Source organism: Halopseudomonas phragmitis, from assembly GCF_002056295.1.
GTDB lineage: Bacteria > Pseudomonadota > Gammaproteobacteria > Pseudomonadales > Pseudomonadaceae > Halopseudomonas > Halopseudomonas phragmitis.
The window spans coordinates 797836-823279 of record NZ_CP020100.1 but is presented as its reverse complement, the minus strand read 5'-3'; the positions used below and the strand labels follow the sequence as shown (position 1 = coordinate 823279).

The window sequence follows — 25444 nt, the reverse complement described above, 5'->3', positions numbered from 1 at the left end:
GCTCGATGGTCTGCGCGGGAGCGGATGCTCCCGCCTCCTGGGAAGGTTGCGTCAGTGATCAGGCGCCAGTATTATGCCGCGCTATTAATGTGACACTCTTGGCATAGTGCCATCAATTGAATTGCATGAATGCGCCCGCTAGGGATAATGCGCGGCAGTTAACTCGCTGTTGCCAGGGATGGAGAATGATGTACCTGAAATCGGTATTACTGTTGACTGCTGTTGCGCTGGGTGGCGCATTGCCGGCAATGGCGCAAAGCCTGCCAGCGGACAGAGACCTGATTCACGAGCGCCAGGAGCGTTTGCTGGAAGAGCAGCGCCGCCGCCTGGAAGAGCTGCAACGCCTGCCTGGCGAACGTCCCTCGCTGGAGCCTGTGCCGCACGAACCGGCACCCTTCTGTTTCGATATTCACGAAATTCGCCTGTCTGGCGCCGAGCTGTTGTCCGTTGCAGAGCAGCGCCGCGAGCTGGCGAGCTTCCTTGGCCAATGTCTTGGCACCGTGCAACTCAATGAACTGCTCAGGGTGATCACCAGCTATTACCTGGATCGGGGGTATGTCACTACCCGGGCGTACCTCCCGGAGCAGGACCTCAGTGACGGTGTGTTGGAAATCATGGTCATCGAAGGGCTGCTGGAGGGGCTGGACAGCTCCGAACTGGCCAGCGACAGGGAACTGTTCATGGCCTTTCCTGGGCAGCCGGGTGAACGGCTCAACCTGCGGGAGCTGGAGCAACTGGTTGATCAACTCGGCCGTTTGCCCTCACGCCAGGTGCAGTTGGAACTGCTGCCCGGAGATGAAGTCGGTGGTAGCCGGGTGAGCCTGCAGGGCCAGCGCAGCAAGCCCTGGCAGGCCAGTCTCGCCCGTCACAATGATGGCCAGCGCAGCACCGGCGAACAGCAGTGGGAGGTGGCCCTGTTATGGGACAGCCCCCTGGGCCTGGCGGATCAACTGCGACTGCGTGGCGGTGGCGATACCGTCAGTGACCGCTGGCGCCACTCGGCCAACCAGAGCCTGTTCTATGGTCTGCCCTTTGGCTGGTGGACTTTCGGCTACAGCTATAGCCAGAGTTATTACCGCACGCGCAATCAGGCGGCCGGATTCAGTTTCGCCAGCGATGGCGAAAGCAAGCGTCACCAGTTCAATGCCGACCGTCTCCTGCATCGTGACAACACCAGCAAGACCGGCCTGGGTCTTGGTCTGGCTCACCTGCGTACCCGCAACTACATCGAAAACACCCGCCTGGATGCATCGAGTCATCGACTCAGTGAGTTGCAGCTGGGCATCAATCATGGACGTCGGCTGGGGAATGCCTTTACCAACATCGACCTGGGTTGGCAGCGCGGTATTGGTGCCTTCGATGCGCAAAGTAATGGCAGCCCCCGAGGGAGCCAGCCGGTGGCCCGCTATAACAAATACACGCTGACCGCCAGCTATCTTCAGCCTTTTCAGTTCTGGGGGCAGATGCTGAGCGTCGATAGCCTGTTCTATGGCCAGCGCAGCGAGGATGTCCTGTTCAGCCCGCAACGCATGAGTATTGGTGGACTGGCCTCGGTCCGTGGGTTCAAGGAGCAATCGCTGGCCGGAGACAGCGGCTTTTACTGGCGCAACAACCTGCGCTGGCGGCACGCCTTGCGGCAGACCTCCATCACCCCCTGGTTCCACGAATTCAGCGCAGCCCTGGGCTATGACCTGGGGCAGATCAGCTCCAGCCGGCACAACCCGGGCCAGTCCGGGCGCCTGACCGGCCAGGCGCTGGAGCTGTCGTTGCGCGGCAAGCACCTGGCCGCCAGTGTGACTCTTGCCCGATCGCTGGAGCGGCCCAACGCGATTGGCCGCAACGAACACCCCACCCATTTCCGAGTCGACCTGTTGTTCTGATCGCACCGTCAGGGATGAATGTCATGGATATCCGTAGCCCCTTGTTCAAGAACATCGCCGCCATGCTGGCTGGCATCCTGTTCATCAATCCGGTTGTCAGCCTCGGCGCCAACCTGGCATTGGATGCGGCGGCGGGAGGCAATGCCCACCTGAGCCAGGCCGGCAATGGCGTACCCGTGGTGAATATTGCCACCCCGAATGCCAAGGGGCTGTCGCATAACCGCTTCAATGAATACAACGTCGGCCAACAGGGCCTGATCCTCAACAATGCCACTCAGGCTACCCAGTCCACCCAACTGGGCGGCATCATCCTGGGCAACCAGAACCTGAGCAAAGGCGCGGCCGGGCTGATCCTCAACGAGGTGACCGGCTCCAATCCCAGCCAGCTCAGAGGCTATACCGAGGTGGCTGGCCAGGCCGCCGGGGTGATCGTCGCCAACCCGCATGGCATCAGTTGTGACGGTTGCGGCTTCATCAACACCCCCAGGGTTACCCTGAGCACCGGCAAGCCCATCATTGAACAGGGCGAGCTGAGCCGCTTCGACGTTGAGCGCGGCACCATCAGCATCCAGGGGGACGGCCTCAATGCCAGCAATATCGACCAGTTCGACCTGATTACCCGCAGCGCCCGCATCAATGCCGAACTGCACGCGCAAAATCTCAATATCATCACTGGCCGTAATGAAGTGGATGCCCGGACCCTGGAAGCCCAGGCCAAATCCGGCACCAGCCAGGATGCCCCGCAACTGGCCATCGACAGCTCGGCCCTGGGTGGCATGTACGCCGGTGCGATTCGTCTGGTCGGTACTGAACAGGGCGTTGGCGTACGGCTGGCCGGAGACCTGGCTGCCAGCGCCGGCGACATCCAGATCGATGCCAGCGGCAAACTGACTCTGGGTAATGCCACGGCGGGCGGCCAGTTGACCGCCCGCAGCGCCGGGCTTGAGGCGCAAGGTGACCTCTACGCCGGTAACCGGCTGGAGCTGGACAGCCGTAGCGAGCTGACCAGTCAGGGCCTGATCGCCGCCCAGAACGCCGTGGTTCTGCGCGCCGACGGGACGCTGAGCAACCAGGGGCATATTGAAGCCGGGGTAAACACCGACGGTAGCCGCAATGCCCGGGGTGACCTGGCGCTGCAGGCAGCCCGGATAAACAACCCGGGCACGCTGGTTGCCAACCGTGACCTGACTGTGGACGCTCAAAACACCCTGGATAACCGTGATGGGCAGGTGGTCGCGCAACGCAATGCAGTGATCAGCGCTGGACAGTTTAGCAATAGCCAGGGCCGCCTGAGCACAGGCGGTGATCTGGAGCTGACAGCCGTGCAGGTCGATAACCGCGGTGGACGTATCGCCAGTGTCGGATCGCTTGAGCTGCAGTCCGGCGGGCTGAGCCAGCAAGGTGGCGAACTACTCAGCCAGGGGGATATGCGCCTGGGTCTGGGTGGTGGTGTGCTGGATAACGAGGCCGGCTTGATCCTTGCCGAGGGCGACTTGCAACTCACGCATGTTGGCGCGGCCAGTAACCGTACCGGTGAAATTTCCAGCCGCCAGCAGCTCAGTGTGCAAGCCGACAGTCTCGACAATCAGGGTGGAAAACTGCTGGCCGAGCAGCGGCTTGAGCTGACAGGTCAAGCGCTGGACAACCGCGCAGGCCTGCTGGCCGCCAATACTGACCTGCAGGTCGACGTGTCCCAGATCGACAACCGTGGCGGTGCTGTCAGTGCCCAGGAGGCTCTGGTGATCAGCGCCGCAGAGCTGGATAACAGCACTGGCGGGCGCCTGCTGGGCCGCGAGCTGAGCCTGTCAGCCGACAACCTGATCAACCAGCAGGGCCGGATTGAAGCGCACGGCCCGGTACGCCTGAACACCGCCACTCTGGATAACACTCAGGGGCAGCTTATTGCACTGGGCGGGCTGACTCTGAGTGCCGGGCAGGTGGGCAATCGTGCTGGTCGTATCGCCAGCACCGGGCCGCTGGTAATGCAAGCCACAGGATTGGACCAGCAGGGTGGCGAACTCTACAGCCAGGACCGCCTGAGTCTGGACTTGCAGGGCGGCGTACTGATCAATGACAACGGGTTGATCAATGCTCCAGGCACCTTGCTGTTACGCAACCTGGGCGTGGTCAGCAACCGCGGCGGCGAGATTTCCAGCCCGGAAAGCTTTGACCTGACGGCCAGCCAACTGGACAACCGCGAAGGCCTGTTGCTCAGCGAACAGGCTTTGAGCACCCAAATTACCGGGCAACTCGACAACCGCGGCGGGCGGATCTCAGGGCATCAGCTTACGCTAGCGGCTGCCACGCTGGACAATAGCGCCGATGGCTTGCTGCGCAGCCACACAGACCTGGATATTCAGCTCTCAGGCACGCTCGACAACCAAGGCGGCAGGCTGCTGGCGGAGACTGGCCTCGCCTTGCAGGCCGGGGACATCGACAACCAGCAGGGCCAGATTGCCAGCCGGGCCGATATCACCGCCCAGTTCGTCAGCCTGCGGCAGGCCGGCGGTGAATTGCTGGCCGAAGGGCGCCTGAACCTGAGTGGTCAGAGCCTGGATAACCAGGCGGGGTTGCTGGTAGCCAATGGTGAACTGCTGCTTGATATTGCCGAGATCGACAATCGCGCGGGTGAAATCTCCAGCAGCCAGAACCTGGTGCTCAGCAGCCAACAACTGGACAACAGCGAGGGAGGGCGTCTGCTGGGTCGCCATCTGGACCTGGCGGTCGAGCGTCTGCTCAACCGTACCCGTGGTCTGATCTATGGCCGCGATGGGCTGAATGTCAACGCGGCGTTGCTGGATAACAGCGCCGGCAGTCTGGCCAGTGAAACCAGTCTGGTACTAACGTTGAACGCCACTGGTGAACAAACGGATGGCGCACTGATCAATCAGGCCGGGCTGATCAACAGTGAAGGCACGCTGAGCGTGCGTGCGCAGCAGATCGACAACCGTCAGGGCACCCTCTCCAGCGCCGCAAGCCTGCAACTGGACAGCCAGGGTCAACTGCTGAACCAGGCCGGCCGGGTGCTGAGCGATGCCGATATCGCAGTGCGCAGTCAGACCCTGGACAACAGTGCAGGGCGACTCAGCGCCAATACCACGCTGGCGGTCGACAGCGGTGACATCAACAACCAGCAGGGCCAGATGGTTGGGCTGGAACGGCTGGAACTGCAGGCTGGTCAGGTCGATAACCGCCAGGGGCGCATTGCCAGCGGTGATCGTTTGAACGCCAGCCTGACGGGCCTTGAGCAACAAGGCGGCGAGCTGTTCAGCCAGCGGCAACTGAGCCTGAACCTCAACGGCGGAGCCCTGAACAATGATGCTGGTCTGATCAGCGCCCCGGAACTGCTGGTGCTGAACAACCTGGGTGCGGTCAGCAACCGCAGTGGGGAAATCAGCAGCGCGGCGAGCTTTGCGCTGACCGCCCACAGCCTGGACAACAGCGCAGGCCGAATCCTGTCCGATAACGGCCTGACGCTGGGGATTGAGCGCCTGCTGAACAACCTGGGCGGACTGATTGGCGGCGCCCGGCTCAACCTTGATGCCGACAGTCTGGATAATCGTGAAGGTACGCTGTTTGCCCAGGGCCAGCTCGCGCTGACCGTGAGCGATGCGCTGGACAACCGCGCCGAGGGCCTGGTTCAGGCCGGTAGTGCCCTGTTGCTGCACAGTGGCCGGATCGATAACCAGGGTGGTTATCTGCTGGCGGCGGGCGACGCCCTGGTACAGGTCGACAGCGAGCTGGACAACCGCAATGGCGGGTTGATCAATAGCCAGGGGCAACTCCAGCTCCAGACCTCCAGCCTGGATTCCAGCCAGGGTGGTGAAGTATCCGCCAGGGGTGATCTGGAGCTGCTGGCAGGCGAACTACGCCAGGCAGGTGGCGCCCTGATCGGGGGCGCGGGTCTGACCCTGGACCTGCAGCAGGGCAGCCTGGATAACCAGGGCGGCCTGATCAGCGCCCAAGGGCCACTGACGCTGGAAAACCTGCAGAGTCTGGACAACCGCAGTGGCGAGATCGTCAGCCAGGGGCCGTTGGTGCTCAAGGCCGCGTTGCTCGATAACCGTGCCGGGCACCTGATCAGCCGCGACTGGCTCAGCCTGACACTGGGTCAGGCCGATAACCGCGGTGGCCTGCTGTCAGGCTGGCAGGGGTTGGCTCTGACCGGGGGCAGCCTGGATAACAGCCAGGCCGGTACGCTGTCCAGCCGCAGTGGTGACGTGACGGTTGGCCTGAGTGGTCAGTTGCTCAACAGCGCCGAAGGGGCGCTGGTAGCCAGTGGTCAGCTTGCCGTCAGCGCCGCCAGCCTCGACAACAGTCAGCAGGGCATTCTGTCCAGCGCTGGCAACCAGCAGCTTCAGGTAACCGGTAGCCTGAACAATAGCGCCGGCCAGATCGATGCGGGTCAGGCGCTGAGCATTGAGGCTCAGCACCTGAACAATCAGCAGGGGCTGGTACTGGCCGACCAGAACCTGCAACTACGTGGCACCGGGCTGGACAACAACGGTGGCCGGATCAGTTCCGGCGCGACCACCGATCTGGCCCTGAGTGGCGCCCTGAACAATCAGGCCGGCCAACTGGCCAGCACTGGCCCGCTGGAGATCAGCGCCGCTGAACTGGATAACCGTGGCGGCACCCTGGCCAGCCAGGCTGGACTGGTGATTGACGCCCAGCGCCTGGACAATAGCGCCGCCGGCACTCTGGCGGCCAACGATGCCCTGGTTGTGCAACTGTCCGGCACCCTGGCCAATCACGATGACGGCCTGATTTTCAGTCGTGACGCCGGGCTCGATATCCGGGCCTACCAGTTGGATAACCAGGGTGGCAGCCTGCAAGGTGCGGGCGATCTGAGCCTGACCCTGGATAGCGACCTGCTCAACCGTGACGGTCAACTGATCAGCCAGGCAGGCGACATTGCCATTGCCGCAGACAACCTCGACAACCGCCAAGGCGTGATCGCCAGCCTGAGCGGCTGGGTACGCGCCCAGCTCAGCGGCTGGCTGAACAATGGTGACGCCAGCGCAACTGGTGGCCTGATCCAGGCCCAGCAACTGGAATTGGCGGCCAGCACCAACCTGAGCAACCAGAATGGACGCCTGCATGCGCTGGGTGGCAGTGCTCAACTGAGCGCCGGGGCCATCAACAACCAGGCCGGGGTGCTGTACGCGCAAGACCAACTGGTGCTCACCGGCACCAGCTTCGACAATCGCGGCGGCCAGATCGGCGCCGGGCATATCGACCTGGGGCTGAGCGCCGGCCTGAACAACCAGAGCGGCATTATCGAAAGCTCCACCCAACTGCTGTTGCAGGCCGCCAGCCTGGATAACCGCAACGGACAGCTAAGAGCGTTAGGTAACGGCGGCACCAGCTTCTTCCAGCTTGGTGGGCAACTGAACAATACGTCCGGGGTACTGGAAGTTGCCAGCCAGCACTTCAACCTGGCCATTGGCAGCCTGGCCAATCAGAGCGGCCGGTTGTTGCACACCGGTCAGGGTGAGCTGGGCCTGACCCTGGCCCAGATCAATGGCGCCGGTGGTGAAATCATTACCCGTGGCGGCCTGAGCCTCAGCGGCAGCACCTGGACCAACAGCGGCCTGGTGCAGGCCGGGCATCTGACCCTGGATATCGGCAACCTGACCCAGACCGCCAACGGTCAATTGCTGGCCTCAGAAGGCCTGACTGGCCAGGGTAGCAACTGGAGCAATGCCGGGCTGATCGCCAGCGACGGCAGCTTGTCACTGGCACTTGCTGGCGGCTACAGCGGCAGCGGGCGCCTGACCAGCCTGGGTGACCTGAATCTGAATGCGGCCAGTCTGACCCTGTCCGAGAGCGGCAGCATCGCTGCTGGCGGCCATGGGCAGCTCAGCCTTGGCAATCAGTTGCTCAACCACGGACGTATCACCGCCGCTGGCGACCTCAACCTGCAGGCCGCGACCCTGAATAACCACGGCACCCTGGGCAGCGCCACAGACCTGACCCTGACTGCCGAGACCCTGCTCAACGAGCAAGGCTTGATCTTCAGTGGCGGCGACATGCGACTGTACGCCAACCACTTCACCAACCGCTATGCGGATGTGTATAGCCTGGGGGATGTCTCGATTGAGGGGCGCCAACCCAACCAGCGCAGCACCTTGCTGGAGAATATCTCGGCGACCATCGAGGCCGCAGGCAACCTGGTGGCCCGCACCTGGAGCCTGATCAACCGCAAGGACCAGTTCGAACTGACCGAGCAACAGACCTACGGCCAGATGCGGGTGCACTGTTACGACTGTAGTGGTGATCATCACAATGTTGATTATATCGGCACGGAAATATTTACAACACAGATAACGGCGGACAGCCCTTCCGCCTTGCTGCTCAGCGGCACCGGCATGGCGCTGGAAACCGGCGCCCTGAGCAACCGCTACAGCACCATCGCCACCGGCGGCAACCTGCTGATCGAGGCCGCGAGTCTGGACAACATCGGCGCCGCCGAAGCGGAAACCACCCGCGAGCGGACATGGAATACCGGCCGAACCACAGACGGCACTGACCATCGCTTCCGGACAGCCTATATCGTTCCTTACAACAATGCGGAACTACCCAAAGAGCTGCCGCTTGAAGCACTGGAGCGCTATACCCTGGTGAGTGACATCACCACAGTCACACCCACTGGCGTTGCCGCCCATGCCATTATTCAGGCGGCCGGAGCTGCTACGGTGCGGGTGGCTGGTGACCTGAATAACGAAGTTGTACTGCACCAGGCGGTCGCGGTAGGCAATGCCCGAACGGGCGATACCCGTGTTGGCAATGCCGCAACGCCAGTCGTTGTGACCCTCAACCCGCAACTCCCCCCCGACCTTGCTCAGCAGCAGGTCAACCCTCTGACGTTGCCCGGCTTCAGCCTGCCGACCGGCCAGAACGGCCTGTTCCGGCTCAGTGGCCAGGAAGGCAGCAATGGCCAGATCAGCGATGGCGCCACCCAACAGGGCTGGACTGTGGAGCAACACACGCTGGTTACTGAGCCCGCACGGGACAGTGTTCAGGGTGTTCAGACTGGCAGCGTACAGTTGGGAACAGGGGCAGGGCCCACAGCCAGCGCTACACAAGGGCTGGCAGGCCAAGGGGCAGGCAGCACTGTTCAGGTAGGCACCCCCACAGGGCAAGACGGCCTGTACCTGCCGCCGGTCCAGGGCTTGCCGGCCTCCCAGAGCTCGCAACCACACAAATACCTGATCGAGACCAACCCGGCACTGACCGACCTCAAGCAATTCATGGGCTCGGACTACCTGCTGGCGAACATGGGCTTTGATCCGGACCAGGCCCAGAAGCGCCTGGGCGACGGCCTGTACGAACAGCGCCTGGTCCGCGAAGCGGTCATGGCCCACACCGGCCAGCGCTACCTGGCCGGGCTGACCAGTGACGAGGCGATGTTCCGTTATCTGATGGACAACGCCCTGGCCAGCAAGGATGCCCTGGGCCTGGCGCTGGGCGTGAGCCTGAGCGCCGAGCAGGTAGCGGCGCTGACGCATGACATCGTCTGGCTGGAAGAGCACGAGGTCATGGGCGAACGGGTGCTGGTGCCAGTGCTGTACCTGGCCCAGCCCGAAGGCCGGTTGATGGCCAATGGCGCACTGATCCAGGGCAACGACCTGACCCTGATCAGCGGCGGTGAACTGAACAACCAGGGCACCCTGCGGGCCGCCAATGACCTGGGCGTGATGGCCGGCAGCATCGCCAACAGTGGCCTGATCGAGGCCGGCAATCGCCTGGCCTTGCTCAGTGATGGCGATATCAGCAACCGTGCCGGCGGCATCATCGCCGGCCGGGATGTCAGCCTGGCGGCTGGCGGCGATATCCTCAACGAACGCAGCGCCACCTACTACCAGAATGAAAGCACACTCTGGCGCCAGGCCGGCACCCTGCTCGACAACGCCGCCCGCATCGAAGCCACGGGTGATCTGAGCCTGAGTGCCGGCCGTGACCTGCTGAACCTGGGCGGGGTACTGGAAGCCGCAGGCGACGCCCGCCTGAGCGCCGGTAACGACCTATTGATCGGCGCGGTGGAGGAGCGCAGCGAGCTGCTGCGCCAGGACCGCCGTCATCACTGGGAAAACATCAGCGTCACCCAGCATGGCAGCGAGCTGGCCATAGGCGGCAGTCTGGAGCTGAGCGCCGGCCAGGACCTGGGCCTGATCGCCAGCCGCGTACAGGTGGGTGACGATCTGACCCTGTCAGCCGGTAATGACGTACTGATCAGCAGCGCCGCCAACGAACAGACCAGCCTGTACCGCTACCGCCGCAGCGACAAGAAAGTCACCCGGGAGAACAGCCAGATCGAGCAGCAGGGCACGGAGCTGCTGGTCGGGGGTGATGTGGCCATTATCGCCGGCCAGGACCTGATCGTCAGTGCCAGCCGTATCGAAGCCGCAGGCGAAGCCTATCTGGTGGCTGGCGAGCAACTGGCGCTGCTGGCTGCTGAAGAGCTGGATCACAGCTTCTACGAGAAGAAAAGCAAAGGCTCCTTTGGGCGTAGATCCTTCCGTAGTGATCAGGTCACCCGCATCACCCAGCAAGGCACCGAGATCAGCACCGGCGGCGACCTGAGCCTGATCAGCGGCGGCGACCAAACCTACCAGGCCGCCGAACTGAACAGCGGCGCCGACCTGGAACTGATCAGCGCTGGTGCCATTCACTTCGAAGGCGTCAAGGACCTGCATCAGGAAAGCCACGAGAAGAGCAAGAGCAGTTGGGCCTGGCAGAGTGCCAAGGGCAAAGGCAACACCGATGAAACCCTGCTGCAAAGCCAACTGCTGGCCCAGGGCCAACTGGCGATCCAGGCCGCCGAAGGCCTGAATATCGACATCCGAGAAGTCAACCAGCAAAGCATCAGCCAGACCATCGACGCCATGGTCCAGGCCGACCCGAACCTGGGCTGGCTCAAGGAGATGGAACAGCGCGGCGACGTGGACTGGCGCCAGGTCCAGGAACTGCACGACAGCTTCAGTTACAGCAGTTCGGGGCTGGGTGGCCCAGCCGCGATGGCGGTGGCGATTGTGGTGGCGTATTTCACGGCGGGGGCGGCTAGCGCCATGGTAGCTAGTACTGCTGCTGGTGGTGCGGGTGCTGCGGCCAGTGCGGGCACCGCCTGGGCGGCGGCGTCGGCCGGCACCGCCGCAGGCTGGGCCAATGTTGCCGCGACAGCTGCCATCACCTCGGCGGCCAGTGGCGCAGCCATCAGCGCCATTAACAACGGGGGTGACCTGGGGGCTGTGCTCAAGGAAATCACCAGCAGCGATGCCTTGCAAGGTTACGCCAGTTCAGCCATCACCGCCGGCCTGACGGCGGGCATTCTGGATGAAGCCTTTGGTGTCACCGGTGACAATATCAATCGCACAACCAAGGGCTTCAACTTAAGTAACCCGGCGGAGCTGAGCCAGTTCGGTGCTTACCTGGGCGCCCAGGGAACATTACAGGCCGTCACCCAGACCGCGATCATGGGTGGCAGCCTGAGTGACAACCTGCAAACCGCCTTGACTGGTCAAGTACAGCATTTGCTGCAAGCCGCAGCTTTCAATGCCGTGGGGGACTTTGCTGAAGGCTCGGCTAATTTTGCTGACGGCAGCCCGGAAAAGATCGCCCTGCATGCGGTGGTGGGCGGCCTGCTCAGCGAAGCCACCGGTGGCGACTTCAAAACCGGGGCCCTGGCTGCTGGAGCCAATGAAGCCCTGATAGAACAGCTATCAGGCACGATCAAGGGTGACCAGAGTCTTGAACTGGCGGTCTCGCAACTGATCGGCATCGCAGCCGCAACGGTTACCGGCGGCGACTATGCCAAGGCGGCTGAGCTGGCGAAGAACGCCACGGCGTATAACCGGCAGTTGCACCCGGAAGAAGTCAAGCTGATCAAGGAGCAGGCTGAGCACTTGGCTGAAGAGCTAGGTATCACACACGCCGAAGCCGAGCGGCGATTGGCTGAAGCTCAAGCCTACTTCGTGGATGAGCAGTACCGCGCAGTGATTGAAAGCCAAGGCGTGGAGCTGGATGCGGCGACTTTGCGTCACCTGGGCATTGCCCTGGCACCGTTGGCGCATGGCTACGATGTGGCAATGACGGGTGACGTACCCACGTTTGACCCGAATAGGGTTTATAGCCCGGAAGAAACTCTGACGCTGCTCCAGAACTACCACAGTAATTATGCCGCAGCCTTCAGCGACCCGCTGATGTACGCAGAGTATTTGCGAGGCTTATCAGCCACTGCCAACGAGCAGCGGCAATTCTATGAAGAAAACCTCAATTACTCGGGGCCGTACGATGTGCTGGGCTCGCTAACGGGCGGGGCTGCCGGCAGCGGTGCTGCGGTAATTGAAATGGTTCAAGGCTTCAATGAGCTGGCGCTTGCCTTGATGGAGGACTTTACCGGCACCAGCGAAGAGCTGTCACAGGCCTTGTTGCAGGCAGCCATGAGCCCTGATCGTGTCATTGGCGACTTCCTGCAGGCCAAGCAGGATGCAGAAACGCAGGCCTACCTGCATCGGCTCCAGGGAGATTATGAGAGTGCGGCTTATGTTGAAGAGAAATGGAAGACGGAATTTGCGCTAAACTTTGTAGCGGCTAGCCGGCCGGGTGCTGTGGTAAGGGTGGGTGAGGGTGCAAAAGGAACTGCAGCGGCTGAAGTGCCTGCTACTTCTGCAATCGCTCGTGATGGTTTGAGAAACGACTTAGCCGCGCAAGCAGGAATACCGCGAAGTCTAGATAAGGTTTGGGGTGCTTCAGTCGATGACCTAGCACAAGCATATAAGATGGATGGCGCTACCCTAGTACCCAAACCTGCACTCTCCGGGACTTCCGGCAAGGCTCAAGCTTTTACGGTTGAAGGGCATCCGACTATAAAGGAAGTCCAAGTTCATCCTGGTGGCGGTACGCATGGTGCGCCGTACTATAAATTTACCTACAAGGATGGGGTTGAAGCCAGAGTTATTGATCCGGCTTCTGGATTCAAACCGGGCACCATCACCAGTACCCAGCAATATTTTGACACTACCGGTAATAGGTTGAGATATGAAGATGGCCAGTGGAAGTCCTGGGAGTAAAGCAATGTCTATTTATACTCCTGATTTAATGGCAGAGCTGATTCCTGCGAAAGGTGCTGCTGGATTTGAGATTGGCGAAGGCTTTGACTCAATTCTAAAGCGAGTAGGTTTCGTTGAATGGCATGACAAAGATTCCACGCTAGATGAAAAGCTTTCCTCAAACACTGGTTGGATTGGGGTGAAGTCGAGATGTGGTTTGCCTGGCGGTCCTTGCACGCTGGTCCAGTCACTTATCTATATGAATGATGTAATCTGCCTGGAGTTTGAGGAGAGCTTGAGGCTGTATAGGGTAGATGTTGGGAAGGGATATGGCGGTAGTTTCTTTGGGGTAAGGCCGGGAGATGATCTGCGAAATCTAGAGGGGGCGGGGTTTGGTATTTTATTCAATGATATGGATGATGATTTTCTTATTGTGAAAGATGAAAGCATATTGGCGGGGATTAGCTTCTTAACGGATTACCGGGCTTCTTTAGAGGATGCTCCAGATCAAATCATTCAATACATTTCTATACATGACTGGTCTCTTCGATAAATAGGTGCGATATAAATTCCCGGCTCTCGCCGGGGGATTTGTTTTCACTCCGCCGTAATCACCAAACAGCCCTGCATCACCCGAATCCGTATCCGCTCGTTCGGGAAAAGGGGACGGGAAAAGGGGACAGATTTATTTGTGGCGGGAATTGCCGTGCCTAAATTGCGCAGCTTGTACACTTTATAATGATGGAGAAAGGGTGATATGGGAAAAACACTACCTGCGCCAAGACACATAAAACGTTTAGCTGCTTGCCTTGTCGATGTGCTGATCTGCTGGCTGCTGGCCTCGCAGATTCCTTTACTACTTTCACTGATTGTGGGCGCTAATGTTATGCCATTTTCGAGCATCATGCTTTGGGTGGCGGTTGCCTACTTGCTGTTCAAAGATGCTTTGCCAAGAGGCCAGAGTCTTGGTAAGCGCATGTTGGGGCTGGCGGTCATTGGCAGCGTGACTTATCAGGATTGCAGTTGGTGGCAGTCGGCACTACGCAATCTTGTGTTGCCGGTTCTGTTTCCGTTGGAGGCTATTGTCATACTGCTGAGTGGGCGCCGTATTGGGGATGCGCTGGCTTCAACGATGGTTATCGATAGTGCTGTTGGTTTGACCACTTGAGCGGGCAGCAGCCAATTGTTCCCTAGAGAATAAGTCTGCCGGAATACATTACAACACAAGGACGCCACCATGCCCTCGACCAGCCCAATTTACACCCTCTACGGGGTGCCCCATTCGCTATATACCGCCAAGGTACGTTGTTATCTGCGCAATCAGGGCATTCCTTACCGTGAGCGCCCGACGGCGGATCCAAACTTTGTTGGGCGTATTGTGCCGTTGATTGGCCGGGCGATCATTCCGGTGCTGGAGACGCCGGATGGTCAGGTGATTCAGGATACGGTCGACATCATCGATTATTTCGAGCGTCGGGGTGTGCCATATCCGGCTTACCCGTCTACGCCGTTGCAGCGTGTGCTGGCGGTTATTCTTGAGTATTACGGCGGGCAGGGTCTGCTCAGGCATGCGATGCATTACCGTTGGTCATATCTGGAGCAGCAGCGAGAGTTTCTTGAGCATGCCTTTGCCAGCGGCTCCGGGGCGGTGTTGGCTCAGCAGGTGATGGCGCGCATGCAGTCCTATCTGCCGCGTCTGGGGGTGACTGAGGCGAGCATTCCGTTGATCGAAGCTTCCTACCTGCGTTTGCTGGACATTCTCGAGGCTCACTTCGAGTGTATGCCCTACCTGCTGGGTGGCCGTCCGAGCCTGGCCGATTACGGCATGATTGGTAGTCTGTTCGCCCACCTTGGGCGTGATCCGATACCTGCTCAATTGATGAAACTGCGCTCGCCCAGAGTGTTCCGTTGGGTCGAGCGGATGACGGCGCCCGATCTGGATGTGGTCGAGTATCTGGACGGCCCTGAGGGGTTGTGGCCGGATGACCAGATACCGCCGACCCTGGAGCCACTGTTGCAGCACGTGGCTGCGGAGTTGTTTCCGGAGCTTGGCGACAAGCTGGCGTTTCTTGATGCCTGGACGGTGCGTGAGCAGCCGGCCGATGGCGCGCCAGTGACCGACAAGCCCCACCGACGACAGATTGCCAGCGTGCAGACCGAGTTTCGAGGAGTGCCCATCGAGACCGGGGTTGAGCCCTATCTGCGTTATGTCCTGCAGCGTGCCAGTGACACTGTTCAGGCCTTGCCCGAGCCGGAACAGGTCAGGGTTATGGCCGAGCTAGAGCGTGTTGGGCTGGCCGGGGCTTTGCCGGCCAACACCGGCGTGCGGGTGGCGCGCCGTCACCATATCGAGGTTTGGTCTCGAGTTTGAATCACTCTTTCTACGGGCCGTCCAGGCCGTCGGTCCGCTGTTTTCTCCCGGGTTTTATCACCTGAAAAGGCGATACCAAGCTTTCTCCTCTTGCTATGTAATGCCCCTGCACACATGCCCCCGGCTGTCGAACATTCCCGGTTCGCGGGCGGTGATCGAACAATAACAATCCGCATGATCCTGGAGACAACATGAAAACCAGAACCATCAAGCAGTCCCTGCTCTCGATGCTGACTGCCAGCGCACTGATGCTTTCCGCTTCTGCCTTGGCTACCAACCCTGACCCGGGTCCAGGTGATCCCGACACTGGCCCCAGCCCTTATCAGCGTGGCCCTGACCCAAGCGTTTCATTCCTTGAGGCGGATCGTGGCCCCTACTCTGTGCGCGACAGCAGAGTGTCGAGTCTGGTCAGTGGCTTTGGCGGCGGCACTATCCACTACCCAAGCGGCACAACCGGCACCATGGCTGCGATTGTGGTGATCCCAGGTTTTGTTTCGGCTGAGTCCTCGATTGACTGGTGGGGTCCGAAGCTGGCTTCCCATGGTTTCGTGGTCATGACCATCGACACCAACAGTGGCTTTGACCAGCCGGCCAGCCGGGCTCGGCAGATCAACAATGCGCTGGATTACCTGATTGCCCAGAACACCCGGGTCGGTAGCCCGGTACGTGGCATGATCGATACCGACCGTCTGGGGGTAATCGGTTGGTCGATGGGTGGTGGCGGGACCCTGCGGGTAGCCACAGAAGGTCGCATCAGCGCCGCAATTCCGCTGGCACCATGGGACTCTTCCAGCCTGCAGTTCCGCAATGTTCAGGCTCCGACTATGATCTTTGCCTGTCAGTCGGATACTATCGCGCCGGTCAGCAGCCACGCCTCGCCGTTCTACAACCGCTTGCCGGATGATATCGACAAGGCCTATTTCCGTCTTACCAACGGCAACCACTACTGTGCCAATGGCGGTAGCTCCTTTGGTCGCTATGACCGTGCTCTGAGCCGTCTTGGCGTATCCTGGATGAAACTGCACCTGGATCAGGACCGCCGTTACCACCAGTTCCTCTGCGGCCCGAACCACACTTCCGATTCCAACATCAACGAGCATCGCAGCAACTGCCCTTACTAAGCGCGACTTGAACACCGGGCCTGATTAGGTCCGGTGTTCGTTTCCCGGCCTGACTTTCTCTCCGGCCAACCTTGGGAGTACTATCGGGGCAGCTAACCTTCAACAGGTTTGGGGAGGCGATTCATGCGCCGTCTCAGTGCCCTTGCCCTGAGTATTCTGACTACCAGCCAACCAGTCTTGGCCGATACCCCGCGTGAGGCTGCAATCTGCGGCTGGTTCAAGGAACCCCTGGTATTTACCCTCTGGAGTTCGCTGACGCCCTTACCTGTTCCCGAGCGGGTGACCCGTCACCCGGATATTTCTCTGGCTGAATTTGTTGCCGATGACGGCAAGGTGCTGCGTGGCTACCGTTATGCCGCTCGGGACAGCCACTTGCCGCATATCCAGCCCAAGGGCTATCTGTTGGTAGCTTCTGGCAATGCGATGATCTCCGATCAGTTGATTGTTGGATTGGGTGACTATGCTGCAGCCGGCTACGATGTTTATGTGTTTGATTATCGAGGCTATGGTCGCTCGGAAGGGCGCCGGCGACTCAACGCGATCATTGCCGATTACCGGGAGATGGTGGCCCGGTTCAACCAGCGCTATGAGCGCACCCTGCTATACGGCATTTCTCTGGGTGGACTGGTGATGATGAATGTGATCGGTGCTGGGGCGGAGTTTGACGCTGTGGTAATCGATTCCAGCCCCAGTCGGCTGTCTGATTATGGCTGTCCAGGCTGGGTTGATCCGCTCAACAATCTGTCTGAATCGCTGGGTTCGAAGGTCCTGATAATTACCGGGGGCCGCGATGGCGTGCTGGATGAGAGCATGGTCGGGCCGCTACGCGAGCGGGCTGCCGCCTTGGGACTAGGGACCCATCATGAGGCCGGCTGGGACCACCCGTTTCTGGATGCCCCGGCCGTTCATGAAACCCGCCAGCGTTTGATTCGCGAGTATCTGCTGGGCACTGCTGGCCACTAACTCATTCGCGGTCGGTAGGCGCAAAAGCCCGGACGCGGCCCGATCTGGGGATGATTGCGGCAGGTATCGGGGCGTTTGTCGTAGACCGTGCAGCGGCGGCTGTGGCGGTCCAGGAACAGGCAGTCGTCGTTGCTCATGCGGCGCAGGGTGAAGATGCCGCTCTTGAGGTTCAGGCGCTCGATTACGCCTTCCTTTTGCAGGCGCTTGGCGATTTGTTTGAGCGGGGTGCTGCGCTCGAACTCGTCGACCAGCTCAAGGCGGATCAGGTCGTCGATTCGGACTTCCACCGGCAGGGTGCAGCAACTGCCATGGCAACTGTCGCACAGGCCCTTGCGGTAGCGCAGCCAGGTGTCGGTACGGTCTATGTCGGCGGCTTTGATCAGCTCGGGTTTCATGCTCAGTCTACTGAAGGCGAGTTGGCGCGGATGATACGTAAAAGCCGAGCTCGGGTGTAGTCCAGTCAGTTGGACTTGGGATTCAGCCACAGGCGCTTGGCCAGGCCGCCCAGAGCCAGCAGACCGGCCAACACCAATAGCGGCAGCAGGTTGCTCAGCCCCAGGGCTTGTTCGGCCTGGGCGGCGCTGACCATGCCGTGGACTGCCTGGGCATAGACGGTCCATTTGATGCTCAGGCCCACCACGGCCGCCAGCATATAGGTAATCAGGGGCAGGTGCAGAACACCGGCGGCCAGATTGATGAAGGCGTGGGGAAAGCCGGGCAGGATGCGCAGCGCGCATTGGGTGAGCAAGTCACTGCGCTTGGCCAGCAGCCTGAGTACCTGGCGAGCCAGTTTCCCGGGGCGCCAGGCCGAGCCAACCTTGCGTCCGAGCCAGTAGGCGCCCAGCGCGCCGCCGACGCTACCGACCAGTAGCAGCGGAACGCTGAGCCAGGGGGGATGAAAGGGGGCAATCAGCCAGAAGCACAGGCTGCCGGGCAGGCCGAAACTCATCAACAGCAGCATGATCAGCACCAGCCCGGCCAGAGCCAGCGGATGACCAACCAGTTGGGCGCCCCAGCTCAGCAGGTCGGCTACACTGATCGGCAGCAAGGCGAAGATCACCAGCAGGGTGACCAGGCCAATCAGGGCCAGCAGCGGTGGGCGTGGGCTCAGGCGCGTTCTCAATAGACTCTCCCGGCAAACAGGATGTGTGCATGTATCAAGCCATACTGACTTTCTGGTTCGAGGAAATCAAACCCGGGCAATGGTGGAAGAAGGATCCGCAGTTCGATCAACTGGTGGCCCGGCGCTTTCTGGCGCTGCACCAGCAGGCCGAACGTGCTGAGCTGGCCGCCTGGCGCCGCACGATTGAAGGCCGGCTGGCCGAGATCCTGGTGCTGGATCAGTTCTCGCGCAATATCTGGCGTGACACTGCGCGGGCCTTTGCCAATGACGCGATGGCGCTGGTGCTGGCCCAGGAGGCCGTCGCCGCCGGGCTCGACCAGCAACTGCCGCCGGTACAGCGCAGCTTTCTCTATATGCCCTATATGCACAGCGAGTCGCCGGTTATCCATGAGCAGGCGGTCAGGCTGTTTACCGCGCTGGGGCAGCACGACAGTCTGGATTATGAACTCAAGCATCAGCAGATCATTGAGCGCTTTGGCCGCTATCCGCATCGCAACGCCATTCTTGGCCGGCCATCCACGGCCGAGGAGTTGGCCTTTTTACAGGAGCCGGGATCATCTTTTTAAAGAAACTGTTATGCCTGAATCCGCACTGGCTGTTGCAGGCTGCTGAGCGGCACTGTGGCTAAACTCTTGCATTTACTGGCTATGGAGTGAGTGCTATGTCGCTGAGACTGTATCAGGTCGATGCTTTTACCGACCGCCTGTTTGCCGGCAATCCGGCGGCGGTGGTGCCGTTGAACCAGTGGTTGCCCGAGCCGCTGATGCAGGCGATAGCGGCCGAGAACAACCTGTCGGAAACCGCTTTTTTTGTGCCCTCGGCGGATGGCAGCTATGCGATTCGCTGGTTTTCGCCGCTGGCGGAAATCGATTTCTGTGGGCACGCCACTCTGGCCAGCGCCTTTGTGCTGTTCCGCCAGATGCCGGAATGCGAGGTGCTGAGCTTCACTGCTCCGGCCGTCGGCCGGTTGCAGGTCTGGCGCAAGGCCGATGGTTTGATTGAAATGCGCTTCCCCTTGCTGGCGCCGGAGCCGGTCGATGAGGTGCCGCTGGCGTTGCTGGAAGGTTTGTCTATCCGCCCGGATGAGGTCTGGCGCAACCGCCAGGCCTGGTTTGCCGTCTATCATGATGAACAGGCTGTGCATGATGTGGTACCCGAGCCCACCGCCCTGGCCCGCCTGGCGCCGCGCGATACCGTGGTGACGGCAGCGGGGCGTGAGTTCGATTGTGTCTCGCGCTATTTCTGGCCGGCCAATGGTGGGCTGGAGGATCCGGTAACTGGCTCCATCCACGCCGGTCTGGCGCCGTTCTGGGCTGGGCGGCTGGGCCGCCCGCAGCTAACGGCGTTGCAGGCCTCGGCGCGGCGCGGCGTACTGCACTGTCAGGTCGGCGAGGATTACGTGCTGGTTGCCGGGCAGGCACGCTTGTATTTGGAAGGCAGTATCTGGCTGCCGGATTGAATGCCCAGGAACCGAACCGGCTGGTTCGGGTCTGATGGGCTCCATTGTTCAGGGAGAACCATTATGCAACTCACACCACTTGCCATTGCCTTGTCGCTGGGTGCCGTTTTGGCGCTAACCGGCTGCTCAGAACCTGCCAGCGAGGCGCCGGCCAGCAGCGAGCGGGTCACTGAGCAGGAGGCCGAACAGGCCCTGAGCCGGGTCAGCGGCAGCCTCACTTATCGGGCGCGTATTGCCCTGTTGCCTGATAGTCAGGTGCTGGTTGAGTTGCGTGATGCCGAGGCAGCCGATGGGGACGGCGTATTGGCTGAGCAGCGCATCAGCCTGGATGGCCAGCAGGTGCCGGTTAATTTTGCCCTGGAGGTGGATGCCCAGACTCTGGCCCAGGCTTCCAGCTATGTGCTGCGGGCCGCGATTCAGGAGGGTGGGCGTACTACCTGGGCGTCTGGCCCGGTAGAAGTGGACCTGACCGGTGGTGATGCCGAGTTGGGCGAGATCGTGCTGTTGCCCCATCGGGGTTCGGCTTTCAGCAACGTGTTCAACTGTGGCCAGTTGCAGATCAACGTCGGCTATGAAGATGACAAGCTGATGCTCAATGCCAAGGGTCAGGAGCTGGTACTGCTGCCGGCGGTCAGTGCGTCGGGAGCCAAGTTCGAGCTTGAGGGCGACCCCAGCACCAGTTTCTGGAGCAAGGGCAATCAGGGTTGGCTGACGCTTAACGGTGACGAGTATCCGCTTTGCGTGCCGCCGGGAGCGGTTGTCGAGCCATTCAAAGCTACGGGCAATGAGCCGTTCTGGTCGGTCGAGCTGGACGCGGGCGAGTTGAGCCTGCAGCGCATGGACGACAAGCTGACGCGCACCTTGCCCTATCGTAACGAGCAGGAAAGCACCAGCCGCAGCCGGATTGACGCTGGTGAGGGCGAACAGACGATAACCCTGCTGGTTACCGAACGGCTGTGCCGCGACAGCATGAGCGGGATGCCCTTCCCCCAGCAGGTCAGCCTGATGGTCGATGGCGAAACCCTTCAAGGGTGTGGTGGTCAGCCCGAACGTTTGTTGCAGGGTGTTGAATGGGTGGTGGAAGACATCAACGGTGGCGGTATCATCGACCGGTCGCGGGTGACCCTGAACTTTTTCCCTGACGGACGGATTGCCGGGCGCGCTTCGTGCAACAACTTCATGGGCCAGTACGCCCTCACGGGTGAGAGCTTGACGGTCAGTCAGGCGGCTACCACCATGATGGCCTGCGCTCCATCATTGATGGAGCAGGAGCAGCGTTTCCTGGAAACGCTGGAAGCGATCGACGGGTTTGACTTCGATGACACCGGTGCCTTGCTGGTGCGTTCGCAGGCGGGGAGTTTGAAAGCCTACCCTGAAACCCGCTAACCAGCCCTGGACTACTCGCCAGGGCCATAACAACGAAAAAAGGATATACCGATGTTGGCTCTGGTGATTGGTCTGGTGATTTTTCTTGGCGTGCATTCGCTGCGCATGTTGGCGCCGGCCTGGCGTGAGCAACAGGTGCAGCGGTTGGGCCTGATGCCCTGGAAGGGGCTGTATTCGCTGGTGGCGCTGATCGGTCTGGTGCTGATCATCTGGGGTTATGGGCAGGCACGGCTGGCTCCGACCTGGCTGTGGGTGCCGCCGGTATGGACTCGCCACCTGGCAGCCCTGCTGACCATACCGGCATTCATTCTGCTGGTTGCCGCCTATCTGCCGGGTTCAAAACTCAAGGCCCGGGTTGGTCATCCGATGCTGCTGGGGGTGAAGTTCTGGGCGCTGGCCCACTTGATTGCCAACGGTACCCTGGCAGACCTGCTGCTGTTTGGCGGTTTTCTGGTGTGGGCCACGGCGGCCTACGTCAGCAACCGTCGGCGTGACCGGCTGGCCGGGCTGGTACCGGCTAGCGGCCAGCTGAGTCGGGATGCTGCGGTTGTGGTGGTCGGGCTGGTTACCTGGGTGATCTTTGCCCTGTGGCTGCACCTCTGGCTGATCGGCAGAGCGCCGTTCGGCGGCTGAGTGGCTGCCCCGGAGCAGAGTTTGATTCCTGCTCCGGGGCTTTTGTTTACTTGCCGGTCTTGATCCTGTTCCAGGCCCGGGTGCGGATACGCTCAGCGGCAATCGGCAAGGGCTTGAGGGTGAACAGCCGGGCCTGCACTTGCGCTGGCGGGTAGGCTCCGGGATTGGTGCGCAGGGACTCCTTGACCAGTGGAGTGGCTGCCTGGTTGGGGTTGGCGTAACCCACTTCGTTGCTGATCGCCGCCACTACCTCGGGTTCGAGGATGTGATTGATAAAGGCATGGGCGCCGGCCGGGTTGGGCGCATCACGCGGAATCGCCATCAGATCGAACCAGACCTGGGTGCCTTCCTTGGGTATCCGGTACTCCAGTTGCACCCCATTACCTGCTTCCTGAGCCCGGGCATCGGCCTGCAGGATGCTGCCGGACCAGGCGACCGCGACGCAGATTTCCCCGTTGGCCAGATCGTTGAGGAAACGTGAGGAGTGGAAATAGCGGACATAGGGCTGGATCGCCAGCATCAGTTCTTCGGCGGCGGCATAATCGTCGGCCTCGGTGCTGTTGGGGTCGCGACCCAGATAGTGCAGGGCGGCGGGCAGAATTTCCGAGGGTGAGTCGAGGAACGCCACGCCACACTGGGCCAGCTTGGCCATGTAGGTGGGGTCGAACACCAGGGCCCAGGAATCGATCGGGGCATCCTCGCCCAGCACTGCCCTGACCTTGTCGACATTGAAGCCGATCCCGTTGGTACCCCACATATAAGGCACCGCATATTCGTTACCCGGGTCATTGCCCTCCAGCGCCTGCATCAGGTCCGGGTTGAGATTGCCGAGGTTGGGCAGCAGGCTTTTGTCCAGTTTCTGAAAGGCACCGGCCTGACGCTGCTTGGCCAGAAAGCTGTCACTGGGCACCACCACGTCATAACCGGAACGTCCGGACATCAGCCGGGCTTCCAGCACTTCATTGGAGTCAAAGGTGTCCAGGGTCGGGCGGATGCCGGTGGCGGCCTGAAAGCTGTCGAGGGTCGATTGCGGGGTGTAGTCGAACCAGTTGTAGATCCGCACGTCAGCGGCCTGGCTCTGGGTGGCAAACAGACTGAGCGGGAGCATGAGCCCCAGGGTTGGCAAGAGTGGCTTGAGTTTCATGGTGGTGCTCCTAAGGTGAATCAGCGTCGGCTGGAAAAACCGCTGAGGACATTGACGGCATTGATGCCGATCTCTTCGACGGCGTAGCCGCCTTCCATCACGAACAGGCTGGGCAGGCCGAGGCTGGCGATCTGCTCACCCATACGCAGGTAGTCGGGGCTGTCCAGTTTGAAGCTGGAAATCGGATCCTGTTTGTAGGTGTCTACCCCCAGCGAAACCACCAGAGCATCGGCGCCATAACCGGCGATCACCCGCAGGGCATCAGCCAGTGCCTGCGACCACCGCGTCCAGTCACTGCCGGCGGCCAGCGGATAGTTGTAGTTGTAGCCCAGCCCGGCACCTTCACCGCGTTCATCGGCATAGCCGGCAAAGCAGGGGTATTCGTGACGCGGGTCGCCGTGAATCGACAGGAACAGTACATCAGGCCGTTGGTAGAAAATGTCCTGGGTGCCGTTGCCGTGGTGGAAGTCGACATCGAGAATCGCCACCTTGCGTGCCCCGCCGTCGAGCAGGGCCTGGGTGGCGATGGCAGCATTGTTCAGGTAGCAGTAGCCGCCCATGTAGTCGATTCCGGCATGGTGTCCGGGTGGTCGGCACAGGGCGAAGGCGGCCTGATCACCGGTGGCGAGCCGGGCCTGGGCACTGAGTGCTACCTGGGCACTGCTGTAGATGGCCTGCCAACTGCCGGCGTTCATCGGTACCCCGGCGTCGAAGCTGTAGTAGCCGAGCTGGCCGTCGATATCCTCGGGGCAGCGTGCCGGCATACGCCGTGGCGGCCAGGCCAGCGGGAGCATGTCATGGCTGCGGCCCAGTGCAGCCCAGCGGGCCCAGGCGCCCTTGAGAAAGTCGACAAACTGACTGTCATGCACGCGCTTGATGGGCGCAAGACCAAAGTCCTCGGGTGCCTGCACCGGCCCTAAACCGGTACTTCTGACTCGTTCGAGCACCATATCGGCGCGTGAGGGTTTCTCGAAGCAGGGCATCAGTTGGCCGTTGTTAAGCTCGGCCTGGCCGTGGTGCAGGCGGTGGTCATCGCTGTAGAAAGTCTGCATGGTGGTTCTCGTTCCGGTTGTTGTTCTACCAGGGGGCTGACCTTGATCATGGCCTCTGGCGGCATGAGGCGGAACGATAGCTGGGGACAGAAAAGGGATCGAAACGGACAGGGCCTAGTGTTCGGCTGCTTTCTGGCGTTGGCGCCAAGCTCGCGGGGTCATGCCGGTCCAGCGGATGAAGGCATGGCGGAAACTGGCGCTCTCGCTGAAACCGAGCTGTTCAGCGATGACATAGATGGGTAGATGAGGGCGGCTGAGCAGGGTCTTGGCCTGTTGCAGGCGCAACTGGTCGAGCAGTTGCTGATAACCACAGCCGGCCTGGCGCAGGTGGCGGCGTAGGGTACGGGAGGTGCAGTGCAGGCGCCCGGCCAGTTGCTCCAGGCTTGGCGGTGCATCCAGAGTCTGTTGCAACTGTTCGGTCAGGCTGACAACCAGCGGGGACTGTTGGGCACAAAAACGCTCCTGCAACTGCTGGCATTGGCGCAGGGCTTCATGTTGGGTAACCGGGTCGGCCAGCGGTAGCGGGGCATCCAGCCAGTGCGAATCGAATACCAGCCGTTCGGCATCCTGGTGTGCCAGCAACTGACAGGCCCCGAATGCCTGCGGGTAGTGTTCGGCATGGCTGGGAGCCGGCAGGCTCAGGTGTATGGCGCTCAGGGGCAAAGGCTGACCCAGAGCATCATCGAGCATGGCCTTGACCGATGACAGGCATAGCTCGGTATTGAACAGCCGCAGTTGTGGCGATTCATGATAGTCGCGGGCGCTGAGGGCAACCAGGCCGTCATCGAGCAGTTCAAGCGACAGGCGGAAATAGCTGCCAAGCAGCACCGGATAGCTGAGCATGACCTCCAGCGCCTGACCCAGTGTGGGACTCGACAGCATGGCATAGCCGAGCTGGCCGTAGGCGGAGATGCGCATGCGTTGACCCAGCTCAAGGCCGATCAGGGCCGAGTTGGCTAACCTGGCTGCATTGGCGAATACCTGCTGTTCCTGGGCTGGGGTGATCAACCGCGAAGGTTGCTCAAGGTCGGATTCGCTCAGTCCGGTGGCGTTCAGCAGGTCGCTGACCGACAACCCCTGGGCCGCAAAGCAGTGGGCGATCAGGCAAGTACTCTGCAGGCTGATCAGGCGTTGATCAGGGGCTTGGCAACTGGCGCGCTCAAGCGGCATGCGACATCCTCAAGGCGGTGGTTTATTGTTGTAGGCAAGCACAAACAGTGCCAGCCAAGAGTCTGAAGCCTTGGTTTATTAAAGCCTGAAG

The 25444-nt window shown here is 61.0% G+C and carries 16 protein-coding genes; 11 read left to right on the top strand and 5 right to left on the bottom strand.

What is annotated here, in order from left to right:
* Window positions 1-185: 185 nt before the first annotated feature.
* The 7 genes from BVH74_RS03815 (at window position 186) to BVH74_RS03785 (ending at window position 17386) form a co-directional block, all read left to right on the top strand.
* Entirely contained in the window at window positions 186-1880 is a 1695-nt protein-coding gene (locus BVH74_RS03815; RefSeq protein ID WP_080048785.1) for a ShlB/FhaC/HecB family hemolysin secretion/activation protein, read from the top strand.
* Between the two features lie 23 nt (window positions 1881-1903).
* Entirely contained in the window at window positions 1904-12952 is an 11049-nt protein-coding gene (locus tag BVH74_RS03810; protein ID WP_177344509.1) for a two-partner secretion domain-containing protein, read from the top strand.
* Window positions 12953-12956: 4 nt separating this feature from the next.
* Window positions 12957-13484, top strand: a complete 528-nt coding sequence (locus BVH74_RS03805) for a hypothetical protein (RefSeq protein ID WP_080048783.1) — start codon at window positions 12957-12959, stop codon at window positions 13482-13484.
* Between the two features lie 204 nt (window positions 13485-13688).
* On the top strand, window positions 13689-14099 hold the full coding sequence (locus BVH74_RS03800; protein ID WP_080048782.1) for an RDD family protein: 411 nt from the start codon (window positions 13689-13691) through the stop codon (window positions 14097-14099).
* 69 nt (window positions 14100-14168) lie between these two features.
* Window positions 14169-15302, top strand: a complete 1134-nt coding sequence (locus tag BVH74_RS03795; RefSeq protein WP_080048781.1) for a glutathione S-transferase family protein — start codon at window positions 14169-14171, stop codon at window positions 15300-15302.
* 191 nt (window positions 15303-15493) lie between these two features.
* Entirely contained in the window at window positions 15494-16423 is a 930-nt protein-coding gene (locus tag BVH74_RS03790; RefSeq protein WP_080048780.1) for an alpha/beta hydrolase family protein, read from the top strand.
* Between the two features lie 123 nt (window positions 16424-16546).
* Window positions 16547-17386, top strand: a complete 840-nt coding sequence (locus BVH74_RS03785) for an alpha/beta hydrolase (RefSeq protein ID WP_080048779.1) — start codon at window positions 16547-16549, stop codon at window positions 17384-17386.
* Here the strand turns inward: BVH74_RS03785 and BVH74_RS03780 are convergent.
* Both BVH74_RS03780 and BVH74_RS03775 read right to left on the bottom strand, forming a co-directional pair.
* The gene (locus tag BVH74_RS03780) at window positions 17383-17781 is read right to left on the bottom strand and encodes a YkgJ family cysteine cluster protein (protein WP_080048778.1); all 399 of its coding nucleotides are present in this window, start codon (window positions 17779-17781) and stop codon (window positions 17383-17385) included. The genes BVH74_RS03785 and BVH74_RS03780 overlap by 4 nt on opposite strands.
* A gap of 65 nt (window positions 17782-17846) precedes the next feature.
* Window positions 17847-18509: a TVP38/TMEM64 family protein gene (locus tag BVH74_RS03775; protein ID WP_080048777.1), complete on the bottom strand. Its 663-nt coding sequence runs from the start codon at window positions 18507-18509 to the stop codon at window positions 17847-17849.
* Window positions 18510-18538: 29 nt separating this feature from the next.
* Between BVH74_RS03775 and BVH74_RS03770 the strand changes: the two genes are divergently transcribed.
* The 4 genes from BVH74_RS03770 (at window position 18539) to BVH74_RS03755 (ending at window position 21987) form a co-directional block, all read left to right on the top strand.
* Entirely contained in the window at window positions 18539-19075 is a 537-nt protein-coding gene (locus tag BVH74_RS03770; RefSeq protein WP_080048776.1) for a DUF924 family protein, read from the top strand.
* A 107-nt stretch (window positions 19076-19182) separates the two neighbouring features.
* Window positions 19183-19968, top strand: a complete 786-nt coding sequence (locus BVH74_RS03765) for a PhzF family phenazine biosynthesis protein (RefSeq protein ID WP_080051608.1) — start codon at window positions 19183-19185, stop codon at window positions 19966-19968.
* Between the two features lie 63 nt (window positions 19969-20031).
* Complete coding sequence (locus BVH74_RS03760) at window positions 20032-21354, top strand: META domain-containing protein (RefSeq protein WP_177344507.1); 1323 nt, start codon at window positions 20032-20034, stop codon at window positions 21352-21354.
* A 51-nt stretch (window positions 21355-21405) separates the two neighbouring features.
* The gene (locus BVH74_RS03755; protein WP_080048774.1) at window positions 21406-21987 is read left to right on the top strand and encodes an NnrU family protein; all 582 of its coding nucleotides are present in this window, start codon (window positions 21406-21408) and stop codon (window positions 21985-21987) included.
* 46 nt (window positions 21988-22033) lie between these two features.
* Here BVH74_RS03755 and BVH74_RS03750 read toward each other — a convergent pair whose 3' ends face one another.
* From BVH74_RS03750 to BVH74_RS03740, 3 genes are all read right to left on the bottom strand, one after another.
* A complete protein-coding gene (locus BVH74_RS03750; RefSeq protein ID WP_080048773.1) occupies window positions 22034-23131 on the bottom strand; it encodes a polyamine ABC transporter substrate-binding protein in 1098 nt (365 codons plus the stop codon).
* Between the two features lie 20 nt (window positions 23132-23151).
* Window positions 23152-24183, bottom strand: a complete 1032-nt coding sequence (locus tag BVH74_RS03745) for a histone deacetylase family protein (RefSeq protein WP_080048772.1) — start codon at window positions 24181-24183, stop codon at window positions 23152-23154.
* Window positions 24184-24297: 114 nt separating this feature from the next.
* Entirely contained in the window at window positions 24298-25353 is a 1056-nt protein-coding gene (locus BVH74_RS03740; RefSeq protein WP_080048771.1) for an AraC family transcriptional regulator, read from the bottom strand.
* Window positions 25354-25444 lie beyond the last annotated feature (91 nt).

Coding starts and splice junctions, on each gene's coding strand:
- BVH74_RS03815 (WP_080048785.1), top strand. CDS start 186: ATGATGTACCTGAAATCGGTATTACTGTTGACTGCTGTTGCGCTGGGT.
- BVH74_RS03810 (WP_177344509.1), top strand. CDS start 1,904: ATGGATATCCGTAGCCCCTTGTTCAAGAACATCGCCGCCATGCTGGCT.
- BVH74_RS03805 (WP_080048783.1), top strand. CDS start 12,957: ATGTCTATTTATACTCCTGATTTAATGGCAGAGCTGATTCCTGCGAAA.
- BVH74_RS03800 (WP_080048782.1), top strand. CDS start 13,689: ATGGGAAAAACACTACCTGCGCCAAGACACATAAAACGTTTAGCTGCT.
- BVH74_RS03795 (WP_080048781.1), top strand. CDS start 14,169: ATGCCCTCGACCAGCCCAATTTACACCCTCTACGGGGTGCCCCATTCG.
- BVH74_RS03790 (WP_080048780.1), top strand. CDS start 15,494: ATGAAAACCAGAACCATCAAGCAGTCCCTGCTCTCGATGCTGACTGCC.
- BVH74_RS03785 (WP_080048779.1), top strand. CDS start 16,547: ATGCGCCGTCTCAGTGCCCTTGCCCTGAGTATTCTGACTACCAGCCAA.
- BVH74_RS03780 (WP_080048778.1), bottom strand. CDS start 17,781: ATGAAACCCGAGCTGATCAAAGCCGCCGACATAGACCGTACCGACACC.
- BVH74_RS03770 (WP_080048776.1), top strand. CDS start 18,539: ATGTATCAAGCCATACTGACTTTCTGGTTCGAGGAAATCAAACCCGGG.
- BVH74_RS03760 (WP_177344507.1), top strand. CDS start 20,032: ATGCAACTCACACCACTTGCCATTGCCTTGTCGCTGGGTGCCGTTTTG.
- BVH74_RS03755 (WP_080048774.1), top strand. CDS start 21,406: ATGTTGGCTCTGGTGATTGGTCTGGTGATTTTTCTTGGCGTGCATTCG.
- BVH74_RS03750 (WP_080048773.1), bottom strand. CDS start 23,131: ATGAAACTCAAGCCACTCTTGCCAACCCTGGGGCTCATGCTCCCGCTC.
- BVH74_RS03745 (WP_080048772.1), bottom strand. CDS start 24,183: ATGCAGACTTTCTACAGCGATGACCACCGCCTGCACCACGGCCAGGCC.
- BVH74_RS03740 (WP_080048771.1), bottom strand. CDS start 25,353: ATGCCGCTTGAGCGCGCCAGTTGCCAAGCCCCTGATCAACGCCTGATC.